An 11,934-nucleotide genomic window follows, 5' to 3' on the forward strand; every position below is an offset into this window, starting at 1 on the left:
TCTTGCTAGCAAGCCCGCCCAGACCCGTCTCCGCGCGCCGATCGGGCCGCGCTCAGCATCGAAGGGAGCCGCGATCCGCATGGCCGCCCTGCCGACCAGTGTCGACGACACCCAGCAGCTGCTCTCCTCCGGCCGCTATGTCGCCGACCGCAGCCTCTCGACCGTGCTCTACCTGTCGCTGTCGCTCGGCCGGCCGCTGTTCCTGGAGGGCGAGGCCGGCACCGGGAAGACCGAAATCGCCAAGGTGCTGGCCGAAACGCTCGGGCGCAGCCTGGTTCGCCTGCAGTGCTACGAGGGCCTGGACGTCGCCTCCGCCGTCTACGAATGGAACTACGCCCGGCAGATGGTCGAGATCCGGATGTCGGAGGCCGCCGGCGACCGCGACCGGGACCAGTTGTCCGCCGACATCTTCTCCGAGCAGTTCCTGATCGAGCGGCCGATCCTGAAGGCGCTGCGGGAGGACGTAAACGGCCCGCCGGTGCTGCTGATCGACGAGCTGGACCGCACCGACGAGCCGTTCGAGGCGTTCCTCCTGGAGGTGCTGTCGGACTTCCAGGTCACCATTCCCGAACTTGGCACGGTGAAGGCGCCCAAGCCGCCGATCGTGGTGATCACCTCCAACCGCACGCGCGAAATCCACGACGCCCTGAAGCGCCGCTGCTACTACCACTGGGTCGACTATCCGACGTACGCGCGCGAACTGGAGATCCTGCGGGTCAAGGCGCCCAACGCCGCCGACGAGCTGACCCGGCAGGTCGTGGCGTTCGTCCAGAAGCTGCGCGAGATCGACCTGTTCAAGGTCCCCGGCGTGGCGGAGACGCTCGACTGGGCCGACGCGCTGACCCAGCTCGACAAGGTCGCGCTCGAACCGGGCGCGATCGACGACACGCTGGGCGTGCTGCTGAAGTACCAGGACGACATCGCCAGGATCGAGGGCAGCGAGGCCCGGCGCATCCTGGACCAGGTCAAGCAGGAAATGCAGACCGAAACCGCGCGGCGGAGCGTGTGAGGTGGCGGGTGTAACAAAAAATCCCCTCTCCTCCAGTGCGAGGAGAGGGTCAGGGAGAGGAGGTTGCCCGCGGCATTCGCCCCCGTGGTCCCGCCTCCCCTAGCCCCTCCCAGTGGAGGAGGGGGATCAGTGGGCACCGGTGTCCGCTTGAAACCCGTCGAGACTGAACAACGCGCATGACCGACCCCACACCCCCTGACCTTCCCGAGACCGACGGCCGGCTGGTCGAGAACCTGACGCTGTTCGCCCGCACCCTGCGCGCGGCCGGCCTGCCGGTCGGGCCCGGCAAGGTGCTGGAGGCGCTGCGGGCGGTTCAGACGGTCGGCATCGAACGGCGCGACGACCTGTACTGGACGCTGCACGCGGTCTTCGTCACCCGGCGCGATCAGGTCGCGCTGTTCGACCAGGCATTTCACCTATTCTGGCGCAACCCGAAGATCCTGGACCGGGTGATGCAGATGCTGCTGCCCGAGTTCCAGAAGGCGACCGGCGAGGAGGAACGGCGCGAGCGGGTCAAACGGCGTCTGCAGGAAGCGATGCAGCAGGCGCCCGGCGAGCAGCAGGAGACCGAGAAGGAGGAATACGAGGTCGACGCCACGCTCACCTGGTCGCAGCAGGACATCCTGCGCACCAAGGATTTCGAGCAGATGTCGACCGCCGAGATGGAGCAGGCCAAGCGCGCGATCCGCGAGCTGGAACTGCCGATCGATCTCCTGCGCACCCGCCGCTATCGCGCCGCGCGCACCCCGGGCCGGGCGGATATGCGCCGGACCATGCGCGCGGCCCTGCGTTCCGGCTCGGGCGACATCCCGATCCAGTGGCGCAGGCAGACCAAGCGCCCGCCGCCGCTGGTCCTGATCTGCGACATTTCCGGGTCGATGGCGCAGTATTCGCGCATGGTGCTGCACTTCATGCACGCCGTCACCAGCGACCGCGACCGGGTGCAATCGTTCGTGTTCGGCACGCGTCTGACCAACATCACGCACTATCTGCGCCATAAGGACGTCGACAAGGCGCTGGAGAAGGTCGGCAACGAGGTCACCGACTGGGAAGGCGGCACGCGCATCGGCGCCTGCCTGGACTCCTTCAACCGGGTATGGTCCCGGCGCGTGCTGGCACAGGGCGCGACCGTGCTGCTGATCACTGACGGCCTCGACCGCGACAACGCCGAGGGTCTGCAGCGCGCGGTCGAACGGCTGCACAAGTCGTGTCGGCAGCTGATCTGGCTGAACCCGCTCTTGCGGTACGGCGGCTATCAGCCAAAATCCATGGGGGCGAAGGCGATCATGCCGCACGTCGACGCCTTCCGGGCCGTACACAGCCTGGACAGCCTGGAAGACCTGGCCCAGGCGCTCGCCAAGCCGGCCGGCACGCGGCAGGAGGGATTGAGCCGATGGCTGGAGATGGTCGAGACATGACTGCCGACGCGGCGCGCCCGACCGGCGGCGTGCCGCAGGACGACGAGTTGCAGACCGCGCTCGCCTGGCTGGAGGCGGGCCGCACGGTCGCGCGCGCGGCCGTCGTCTCCACCTGGGGCTCCTCGCCCCGGCCGACCGGCAGTCAGATGATCGTCGATGCCGACGGCAACATGGCGGGCTCGGTCTCCGGCGGCTGCATCGAGGGCGCGGTGGTCGATGCCGCCAAACAGACGATGCGCTCGGGCAAGCCGCAGATGCTGGAATTCGGCGTCAGCGACGAGCAGGCCTGGGACGTCGGCCTCGCGTGCGGCGGCACGGTCCACGTCTACGTGGAGAAGATGGAATGAAGCGCGCGGTGCTTCGCCAGCTTCAGGACGCGCGGTCCAACAAGCGTCCGGTCGCGCTGGTAACCGATCTGGAGGAGGGCGAGGAAGCGCTGATCGACGACGGCGATCTGGTCGCCGGCGAACTGCTGCTGTCCACGCCCGTGCTGCACGAGATCGATGCCGCGGTCCGCTACGACAGGTCCGGCCGGCTGGCGGAGCCGAACGCCCACCTGTTCGTCGAGGTGTTCAATCCGCCGTTGCGCCTGATCGTCGTGGGGGCGGTGCACATCGCCCAGAAGCTGGCGCCGATGGCCCGCCTGGCGGAGTACGAGGTGACGGTGGTCGACCCGCGCCGGGCGTTCGCGACTGACAGCCGGTTTCCCTCGGTCCATCTGCGCCACGACTGGCCGGACGATGCGCTGACGGCGCTCGACCTCGACCGGCGGACCGCCGTGATCACCCTGACCCACGATCCCAAGCTGGACGATCCCGCCCTGGTCCAGGCGCTGCACAGCCCGTGCTTCTACATCGGCGCGCTGGGCTCCACCCGGACCCACGCCAAGCGGCTGGAGCGCTTGAGCCAGGAAGGCTTCTCCGACGTCCAGCTGGAGCGCATCCACGGGCCGCTCGGCCTGCCGCTGGGCGGCCGCGCGCCGGCGGAGATCGCGCTCGCCGCGATGGCGCAGATGACCCAGGTCCTGCACGGCGCCGCCCCGCTGGTGAAGGGGGCCAAGCCGGCCGCTGTCGGATGATCTTCGCCGACATCCCGGCGTTTGAGGCCGAGGGCGCGATCCTGGCGCACAGCCAGCAGGTCGGGGCGCGCACCTTCAAGAAAGGAACGCGCCTGAGCGCCGAGGACGTGCGCGCGTTGCGGGCCGCGGGGGTCGAGACGGTCGCCGCCGTCCGGCTCGCCGCGGGCGACCTGGACGAGGATGCCGGTGCCCGGCGGGTCGCCGAGGCCTGCCGCGGCGACAGCGTCTCGCTCGGCACCGCCGCCACCGGGCGCGTCAACCTGTTCGCCGAGGCCGACGGCGTGGCGGTGTTCGCGCGCGACCGCCTGGACGCGGTCAACCTGGTCGCCGAGGAGATCACGCTCGCCGCGGTACATCCCTACGACCGGGTCGAGCGCGGCCAGCTGATCGCCACCGTGAAAGTGATCCCGCTCGGCGTCGCCGAGGCGACGGCCGACGCCGCCGCCCAGGCCGCGCGCACGGGCGGTACGCCGCTGATCCGCGTGGCGCCGTTCCGGCCGCGCGCCTGCGGCCTGTTGCAGACCACCCTGCCCGGCACGCGCGATAAGGTGCTCGCCAAGACGACCGAGGCGGTAACCGCCCGGGTCGAAGGGTTGCACGGCCACCTGGCTGCCGAACTGCGTGCCCGGCACGATACCCGCAGCGTGGCGGACGCACTGGTCGCCCTGCGCCGCCGGGGCGCCGAGCTGATCCTGATCCTGGGCGCGAGCGCCACCACCGACCGCCGCGACGTGATCCCGGCTGGGATCGCGGCCGCCGGCGGCCGGGTCCGGCACTACGGCATGCCGGTCGACCCCGGCCAGCTGCTGGTGCTGGCGGAGATCGACGGCGTGCCGGTGCTGGCGCTGCCGGGATCCGCCCGTTCGTCGCGGGTGGGCGGCAACGACTGGGTGCTGTGGCGCCTGATGGCCGGGCTGGAGGTCACGCGCGAAGACATCATGCGGATGGGCGCGGGCGGCCTGTTGAAGGAAATCCCGACCCGGCCCCTGCCCCGCGCGGCCGCGGCGCCGGAGCGCGTGCCGCGTGCCGGCGCCGCCCCGCGGATCGCCGCCCTGGTCCTCGCCGCCGGACAGTCCAGCCGGATGGGCGGGCGCAACAAGCTGCTGGAAACGGTCGACGGCCAGCCGCTGCTGCTGCACGCGGTGGACGCCGCCGAGGGATCGCGGGCCGACCCGGTTGTGGTCGTCACCGGCCATGCCCAGACAGCGGTCGCGGACCTGCTGCAGGACCGCGCGGTCGCGCCTGTGCACAACCCCGCCTTCGCCAGCGGCATGGCGTCCTCCCTGCGCGCCGGGCTGTCGGCGCTGCCGGGCGAGATCGACGGCGTGGTCGTGCTGCTGGGCGACATGCCGCGGGTGGACGCGGCGACGGTCGACCGCCTGATCGACGCGTTCGATCCCGACAACGGCGCGGCGATCGTCGCCGCGAGCGCGCAGGAGCGGCGCGGCAACCCGGTCCTGCTCGGCCGGCGCTTCTTCCCGGAGATCCGCGAGATCGAGGGCGACCAGGGCGCCAAGCCGATCCTGCAGGCCTATCCCGACCAGGTCCGCCTGGTCGAGACCGGCGACGCCTTCACGGATCTGGACACCCCGGAGGCCTTGGACGGGTACCGGCGGGGACGCGAGGGATGACGCCGGGGTCTCTGCGCGCCAGCTTCACCCCAACACCCGCTGCAGGAACGCCCTGACCCGCGCGTCCGCCCCGACACGCCACAGGTTCAGATGGTCGCCCTCGGGGAAGCGGGCCAGCTCCGCGCGGCCGCCGGCGGCCTCGGCCAGCGCGATGCCGTGGTCGACCGGGATCGTCGGGTCGCGGTCGCCGTGCAGGATCAGGCTCGGGGCGCTCACGCTAGGGATCCGGGCGCGGCTGTCGAACGGGTCGCGCACCAGCCATTTCGCCGGGACGTACCAGTACTGCTGCTGCGCCAGGTCGGCGACCGAGGTGAACGGCGCCTCCAGCACCATCCCGGCGACCTCCCGTTCGGCCGCGAGCGCGGTCGCGACCCCGCTGCCCAGCGATTCGCCGTACAGCACCGCGCGCCCGGCCGGCACGCCCTGCCCGGCCAGCCAGTCCAGCACCGACCGTGCGTCGGCGATCAGGCCCGCCTCGCTGGGCGCGCCCGGGTTGCCGGCGTAGCCGCGGTAATCCGCCAGCACGAGGCCGTAGCCCCAGGCATGGATCTCCTGGAACTTCCGATAGCTGCCGTCCCGGCTGCCGGCGTTGCCGTGCAGCACGACGACCACGCCCGCCCCCGCGCGCGCCGGCGGCAGGTACCAGTGCGACAGGCTCAGGCCATCGGCCGTCTGGCTGGTGATCTCGGCAAAGCCGTCGGGGGCGTCCGCCGGGCGTTCCGGGGTGCCGCGGTCCGGCTTGAAGAGGATCTGGCGCTGTTGGGTGTAGAGCAGTCCGACCAGAAGCGCGTAGCCCACCAGGCCGGCGAGCAGCAGTTTCAGCAGCACCGCACCACCGCCCTCGCGCCGGGTCAGGCGCGCGCGCTAGTCCGGGCGAGCGACCGGTAGAAGCGCTCCGCGTCCTGGTCAGCGTCCTCGGCCGGATCGTCGGCAGCTGCGTCGGCTTGGACGGCCGTGGTATCGGCGGCGCCCGTGTCGGTGGCGGGTTCGCCCGCGGGACCGGTCAGGCCGCCGAGACCGTTGAACGCCGGCGGCATGCCGGAGTCGTCGCGCTGCGCGACCGGCTCGGTTGGCACGGCATCCTCGGGCGCACTTGTGTCGGTCCCACCGTCGCCCGCCTCGGGCGCGGATGCGTGCGCCGGCGCGGTCTCCGCTTGCGCGTCGCCGGCCGCGGGCGATACGGGGGCGGGCGAGACGGCGGCGGGCGTGCCCGATGCCGCACCGGCTGGGTCCCCGCCAGCGTCGACCGTGGAGGCGTGCGCTCCCGATGCATCGGCGGCGGGCAGCGGGGCGTTGTCGATCTGGTCGATCTCCGCGGACACGTGGCCGCCGGCCTCGACCGTCAGGGTGCGGTAGCGCACCCGTCCCTTGACCAGACCGCCCGGCGCGACCGTCAGCGGGCCGTCGACGATCAGGTCGCCGTCAAACCGGCCGGCCACCGTCGCCTCCGCGACCTCGATCCGGCCCTCGACCACGCCGTCGGGTCCGACCTCGAGCCCACGCGCCGGGACGGTCGCCCGCACCGTGCCGTGCACCACCAGCCGACGGCAGTTGCGGATGCCGCCCTTGACCGTGATGCCCTGGCCGACCACCAGTTCGCCTTCCTCGGCCACGGTATGGCGGGCGGCCTGCTGCTGGTTCGGGCGCCGATGCCGCGGCTGCTGCGTCACCACGCCGTTGGGGTCGACCCGGCGGGAGGGAATGCCCGGTACCAGCGGGCGCTGCACGGGCGGCCCGCCCGAGGCGTCGCCGCCCCCCGGGGGGTCGGCGGGGGCGAAGGCGATGCGGGTGAATGTAGACGTCAAGGGCACTGCGACCTCCTTCAAGCCGTTGCCGGCTGGCCCCTCGCGGGCCCGGCAGCTTGGCAGCCTAATCAGCGACTCGCCCGTCGGCGTACGGCAAAGCTGTGGCGATCTTATGGCACCGTACGTGCAGCCGGGGCAGCCCCGCGCCCGAGCCCCGCAGACCGATTACGCGTACGCCCGTACGCACCGCACGTCAACGTGAACGCCCGGGGCGGCGCCGGGCCGGTCGGCCCTTGCCACGCCGCCGACACGGGGTCCCGCCAAAAAGGCCGCAACGACACAGCATCCACACCCGCCGACGACCGCCCGCGCGGTTTACGCCGCCGGCCCCGGCTGCTAATTCCCATTATAATTGCGCGCGCCGCGTTCGGGCGTCCCGAATGCGGCTCCGCCCAACCGGGAGTGAGCGCGCCACGAGGTTGGAACCAACGAGTCCCCATTATCCGGAGAGCCACCGATGAGCATCCGCATCACGCGCATCGCCGCGCTGGCGCTCAGCCTTGCGCTGGTCACCGCGGCCGGACAGCCGGCGCTGGCCGCCGACGGCAGCCAGCAGGCCCAGAACGTTCAGAAGGCCCAGAACAGCCAGCAGAGTCAGCAAAGCGCGCCCACCCCGGACTTCTCCGAGCAGAAGCTGAACGCCTTCGCCGACGCGGCCGTCAAGGTGTCGGAGGTGCGCCGCGCCTGGGCGCCCAAGATCCGCAAGGCCCAGCAGGGCGGCGATAAGCAGAAGGCGCAGCAGCTGGCCCGGCAGGCGACTGGCGAGATGCGCACCACGATCCAGGACACCGACAACATCTCGGTGAAGGAATACCGCCAGATCGCCAAGGCCGCGCAGCAGGACAAGCAACTGGCCCAGAAGCTGTCCAGCAAGGTCAAGGAGAAGATGAACAACCAGGGCCAGGGCAGCAGCCAGCAGGGCGGCAACTCCTAACGCCCCTGGCACAAGGCCCGGCGCCGCTGCGCCGCGCCAAAGCCGTGCGGAAGCTCAGCTGCTTCCGCACGGCTTTTTCATGCGCATCCACCAGCCCGCGCGACGCCTCCCCCCGCCCTTCAAGCGGCGTTCGCACGGGGTTCGCCGGCCCCAGCCATTAACCCGTCGACCCGCCGGCAAGAGGTTGGCGGCGCACGACGAGGGACGCTGGAGCGCGCGGATATGCCGGCATTCTCCCCGTGGGCAGGCCGCGTCCGCGGCCGTGTCGACGGGGCGACGGGTCGACGACGGGCGTTGATTGGGACGTTCATAAGTCTCCTCACAGGGAGCGCCCGCGCCCACCCGTCGACCCGGGCCGAGGGTGGTCAAACCGCCGGCGCGTGCTAGCCTCCCCGGTATGACCCGTCTCGCACCGCTGCCCCGCGCGCTCATGGCCGGCCTGCTGCTGGCCGCCGCCGGACCGACCGCCCACGCCCAGGACACCGGCCCGCCGCCGCTCTACACCCACACCGACCAGGGCCCGGTCACGGTGATGCACGGCGGCGGCCAAAAGCGCCTGCCGCTTGGCGACACACGACAGGCCGTGCAGGACTACGTCGGCGACGTGAACGCCCTGCTGGCCCAGGGCGACGAGGCCCAAATCGCGGCCCTGGAGGATGCGATCGCCCGCGGGCGGGCGTTGCAGGAGACCGACACCGCGCTCACCGGCACGCTGTATGTCGAGGAAGCGATCCGCCGCCTGAAGCGCGCCCGCCTCGCCCGCGTGCCGGTCGAGGACACCAACGTCTACGCCGAATACGCCGAGCAGTACCCCGAGCGGTTCGCCAAGCGCGTGGTGCTGCGCCGCGGCGTCGACGACCTCGGCGTCAGCTACGCCACGCTCGCCGCCTGCCTGGAACTGGCCGAGGTGCCGAACGCCAAGCCGCCGCACAAGGTCCGCGTGGAACCCGACGGCGCGATCTGGACCCGCCTCAACGGCACCCCGCTCGCGCTCGACCTGGTCGAGTACCAGGGCAACCGCATGCTGCTGCGCTCGATCGTCCTCGGCACCAGCCGCTCGCTGGGCTTCAAGGACAAGGCACAGGTGGCGCGGATGCTGTTGGATACGTGTGTTTAAAGTTTACGCGCCAGGTATGCATACATAGGCTGGCTTTACCGCATCAATTCCCCGACCTCGCTGACCGGCATAAAGACCACGAACACATTGCCGGGTGGGAAAGGCCGCTCAACGCCAAAATGGTGTCCCCACCGGGATTCGAACCCGGGTCTCCGCCTTGAAAGAGCGGTGTCCTAAACCACTAGACGATGGGGACACGAACCGCGCCTGACAGCGCCCCGCGCGATGTAGCGCACGTGGGCGGGTGACGCAAGGCGTGGTTTGGACATCGATGGCGCGCGGCCCGGGCCCGGCGGGTTTTCGGGGCTTTCACGGCGGCGCGGGCCGGCGATTCGGCCGCGGACCCTGCGGGTGCGGAACGCGGCGGCGCGCCCCTCTTCCCGGTGGCGGAGGGGAATCACTTAAGTAGACGCACGGGAACGTGCCGCGATGCCGCTTCGCCACCTCGCCCGCGCGGACAGGACGCACTTGCCGGGTGGAAGCGGGGTTGTTGGCCGCGCGCAGGGTACTTAGGATCGCGCGAATAAGAGCGGTTCCGGCGGCTTCTTCCGCCCGCTGCCGGCAGCCGCCCGCCAACAAGAAATCGCGCGAGCGAGCCTGCGTCCATGGAACACCCGAAGTCCGATCCCGCCGCCCGCGGCGGCGGCCGTCCCGACAGCCCGGCGGCGCGCCGCAATGCCGGGCGCAGCGCGGGCAGCCTGCCGCACGCCGCGGGCGCCGAAAGCACCGTACCGGGCACCGGTCCGGCGGCTGGCAGTGCTGCAAGCGGCAGCGAGGTCGCCGCCGGCTACCCGGCCGGCGCCTATCCGACCGTGCGCATGCGGCGCAACCGCTCGACCCGCTGGGTCCGGCGGATGACGGCGGAGACCAAGCTGAACGTCAACGACCTGTTGTGGCCGGTGTTCGTCACCGAGGGCGACGACGTCGAGCAGCCGGTACCCTCGATGCCGGACGTCTACCGCCGATCGGTCAACCGCCTGGTCGAGCAGGTCGCCCACGCCAAGGAGCTTGGCATCCCGGCGGTCGCGGTGTTCCCGCACATCGAGGCGGACAAGAAGACCCCGGCGTGCGAGGAGGCCTGGAACCCGGACAACCTGGTCTGCCGGGCGGTGCGCGAGATCAAGCGGCAGGTCCCGGACATCGGCGTGATCTGCGACGTCGCGCTGGACCCGTTCAACGCGCTCGGCCACGACGGGCTGGTGCAGGACGGCGAGATCCTGAACGACGAGACGGTCGCGGCGCTGATCCGCCAGTCGGTCGTGCAGGCGGAGGCCGGCTGCGACATCATCGCGCCCAGCGACATGATGGACGGGCGCGTCGGCGCGATCCGCGCCGGCCTCGACCGCGCGGGCTACGCCGACGTCAAGATCATGTCCTACGCCGCCAAGTACGCCAGCGCCTTCTACGGCCCGTTCCGCGACGCGGTCGGCTCCGGCGGGGCGCTGACCGGCGACAAGGCGACCTATCAGATGAACCCGGCCAACACCGACGAGGCGCTGCGCGAGGTCGAACTCGACCTGCAGGAGGGCGCCGACATGGTGATGGTCAAGCCCGGCATGCCCTACCTCGACATCGTCCACCGGGTGAAGCAGGCGTTCCGCGCGCCGACCTTCGTCTACCAGGTCTCCGGCGAGTACGCGATGCTCAAGGCCGCCGCCCAGCAGGGCTGGCTGGACAACGACAAGGTCGCGCTCGAAAGCGTGCTCGCGTTCAAGCGCGCGGGCGCCGACGGCGTGCTCACCTACCTCGCCGTCGAGGTCGCGGAGCAGCTCAACAAGGGCTGGTACGACCGGCCGTGACGGCGGAGTCTCGACGTATCGCCCGTAGCACGAGCGTCGCCGCGGGCCCCCTCTCCCTCGACGGGAGAGGGTTAGGGTGAGGGTGGGACTCCTCGGCGCGCAGCGGGGAGTTTCACCCTCACCCTCCCACGGACCTTCGGTCCGCGGGCCCCTCCCTCTCCCGTCGAGGGAGAGGGGATTTCAGCGCGCCGCTCGCCTACCCCGCCGCGCGCACGAATGCCTCGATCGCGCGGTCGTGCCAGGGCCGCGGGTCGCCCTGGCCGTGGAAACCGACGTGGCCGCCGCCGTCGGTCACGTGGATGCGTAGGTTCGCGTTGGCGATCCGCGCGGCCTCAGCGTAAGCGTCGTCCGGGATCCAGGGGTCGTCGTCCGCGTGCAGGGCGGCGAACGGAACCTCGACCTCGGGCAGGAAGCGCAGGCCGGAGCAGCGCCGGTAATAGTCGCCGGCATCCGCGAAGCCGAAGCGGGGCGCGATGAAGCGGTCGTCGAACTCGCGCACCGTGCGCGCCTCGGCGATCGCCCGGCGCTCCGCCGCGCTCAGCTCGGCCGGCGGGGCAACCGCCTCCCGCTTCAGCAGGGTTAGCAGCCAGCGCAGGTAAAGCCGGTTGCGCGGCGCGTGAAAGCGCTCGGAGGTCGCCTCCAGGTCGATCGGCGCGGACACGCTGGCCGCCGCGCGCACCGGCAGGCGTCGGCCGGCTTCCGCCAGCAGCTTGATCAGCACGTTGCCGCCCAGCGAGTAGCCGACCAGGATCAATCCCTGACGCGCGGCCGAGCGCTCGCGCGACACCAGCGCGTCGAGCGCGGACTGCGGGTCTTCGCTGCGCCCGCCGTGGTAATGGCCGCGGCAGCGCGGGCGCGACGGCTGGCTGCCGCGCAGGTTGAGCCGCAGCACCGGATGGCCGAGCGACAGCCAGAAGCGCGCACTGGCGCGGATGTAGATCGAGTCTTCGCAGCCGCTGAGCCCGTGGATCAGCACCACCAGCGGCCGTTCGCCCAGCCGGTCGCGGGCGTGTAGGCGGGCCGCCAGCTGATCGCCGCCCGAAACCGGCAGCCACAGCCGCTCCGCCGGCCAGGGGCTGAGATCGATGCGCGGGCGCAGCAAGAAGTTGCGCAGCGTCTGCAGGTCCCCGGTCAGCCATGGCG

Annotated in this window: 11 protein-coding genes and 1 tRNA gene; 8 read left to right on the forward strand and 4 right to left on the reverse strand. The window is 71.5% G+C overall.

From position 1 onward, the window contains the following. The first annotated feature begins 79 nt into the window (after positions 1–79). The 5 genes from CKO28_RS08770 (at position 80) to CKO28_RS08790 (ending at position 5,136) form a co-directional block, all read left to right on the forward strand. Positions 80–1,009: an AAA family ATPase gene (locus CKO28_RS08770; RefSeq protein WP_200340259.1), complete on the forward strand. Its 930-nt coding sequence runs from the start codon at positions 80–82 to the stop codon at positions 1,007–1,009. A gap of 176 nt (positions 1,010–1,185) precedes the next feature. Then, positions 1,186–2,427: a vWA domain-containing protein gene (locus CKO28_RS08775; protein WP_200340260.1), complete on the forward strand. Its 1,242-nt coding sequence runs from the start codon at positions 1,186–1,188 to the stop codon at positions 2,425–2,427. After that, the gene (locus tag CKO28_RS08780) at positions 2,424–2,774 is read left to right on the forward strand and encodes an XdhC family protein (protein ID WP_200340261.1); all 351 of its coding nucleotides are present in this window, start codon (positions 2,424–2,426) and stop codon (positions 2,772–2,774) included. Before CKO28_RS08775 ends, CKO28_RS08780 begins: the two co-directional genes overlap by 4 nt. Next, entirely contained in the window at positions 2,771–3,505 is a 735-nt protein-coding gene (locus CKO28_RS08785) for an XdhC family protein (RefSeq protein ID WP_200340262.1), read from the forward strand. The genes CKO28_RS08780 and CKO28_RS08785 overlap by 4 nt, the downstream gene beginning before the upstream one ends. Continuing rightward, a complete protein-coding gene (locus CKO28_RS08790) occupies positions 3,502–5,136 on the forward strand; it encodes an NTP transferase domain-containing protein (protein ID WP_200340263.1) in 1,635 nt (544 codons plus the stop codon). Before CKO28_RS08785 ends, CKO28_RS08790 begins: the two co-directional genes overlap by 4 nt. Positions 5,137–5,160: 24 nt before the next feature. Here the strand turns inward: CKO28_RS08790 and CKO28_RS08795 are convergent, their stop codons facing one another. Further along, entirely contained in the window at positions 5,161–5,964 is an 804-nt protein-coding gene (locus CKO28_RS08795; RefSeq protein WP_200340264.1) for an alpha/beta fold hydrolase, read from the reverse strand. Between the two features lie 23 nt (positions 5,965–5,987). Beyond that, entirely contained in the window at positions 5,988–6,941 is a 954-nt protein-coding gene (locus CKO28_RS08800; protein ID WP_200340265.1) for a bactofilin family protein, read from the reverse strand. 457 nt (positions 6,942–7,398) lie between these two features. On the opposite strand from CKO28_RS08800, the gene CKO28_RS08805 reads away from it, so the two are divergent. After that, on the forward strand, positions 7,399–7,875 hold the full coding sequence (locus CKO28_RS08805) for a DUF4168 domain-containing protein (RefSeq protein WP_200340266.1): 477 nt from the start codon (positions 7,399–7,401) through the stop codon (positions 7,873–7,875). Between the two features lie 397 nt (positions 7,876–8,272). Further along, positions 8,273–8,992, forward strand: a complete 720-nt coding sequence (locus CKO28_RS08810; RefSeq protein ID WP_200340267.1) for a hypothetical protein — start codon at positions 8,273–8,275, stop codon at positions 8,990–8,992. A 120-nt stretch (positions 8,993–9,112) separates the two neighbouring features. Here the strand turns inward: CKO28_RS08810 and CKO28_RS08815 are convergent. After that, positions 9,113–9,188: transfer RNA gene (locus tag CKO28_RS08815), tRNA-Glu, on the reverse strand. A gap of 622 nt (positions 9,189–9,810) precedes the next feature. Here CKO28_RS08815 and hemB point away from each other — a divergent pair. Then, the gene (gene hemB / locus CKO28_RS08820; RefSeq protein WP_200340275.1) at positions 9,811–10,791 is read left to right on the forward strand and encodes a porphobilinogen synthase; all 981 of its coding nucleotides are present in this window, start codon (positions 9,811–9,813) and stop codon (positions 10,789–10,791) included. Positions 10,792–10,987: 196 nt separating this feature from the next. Here the strand turns inward: hemB and CKO28_RS08825 are convergent. Continuing rightward, a partial coding sequence (locus CKO28_RS08825) for an alpha/beta fold hydrolase (RefSeq protein WP_200340268.1) occupies positions 10,988–11,934 on the reverse strand: 947 nt, incomplete at its 5' end.

It is taken from the genome of Rhodovibrio sodomensis (assembly GCF_016583645.1).
Classification (GTDB): domain Bacteria; phylum Pseudomonadota; class Alphaproteobacteria; order Kiloniellales; family Rhodovibrionaceae; genus Rhodovibrio; species Rhodovibrio sodomensis.

Excerpts from the sequence above, each read along its gene's own strand:
- CKO28_RS08805 (WP_200340266.1), top strand. The coding sequence starts at position 7,399 with ATGAGCATCCGCATCACGCGCATCGCCGCGCTGGCGCTCAGCCTTGCG.
- CKO28_RS08790 (WP_200340263.1), top strand. The coding sequence starts at position 3,502 with ATGATCTTCGCCGACATCCCGGCGTTTGAGGCCGAGGGCGCGATCCTG.
- CKO28_RS08785 (WP_200340262.1), top strand. The coding sequence starts at position 2,771 with ATGAAGCGCGCGGTGCTTCGCCAGCTTCAGGACGCGCGGTCCAACAAG.
- CKO28_RS08780 (WP_200340261.1), top strand. The coding sequence starts at position 2,424 with ATGACTGCCGACGCGGCGCGCCCGACCGGCGGCGTGCCGCAGGACGAC.
- CKO28_RS08810 (WP_200340267.1), top strand. The coding sequence starts at position 8,273 with ATGACCCGTCTCGCACCGCTGCCCCGCGCGCTCATGGCCGGCCTGCTG.
- hemB (WP_200340275.1), top strand. The coding sequence starts at position 9,811 with ATGCGGCGCAACCGCTCGACCCGCTGGGTCCGGCGGATGACGGCGGAG.
- CKO28_RS08770 (WP_200340259.1), top strand. The coding sequence starts at position 80 with ATGGCCGCCCTGCCGACCAGTGTCGACGACACCCAGCAGCTGCTCTCC.
- CKO28_RS08775 (WP_200340260.1), top strand. The coding sequence starts at position 1,186 with ATGACCGACCCCACACCCCCTGACCTTCCCGAGACCGACGGCCGGCTG.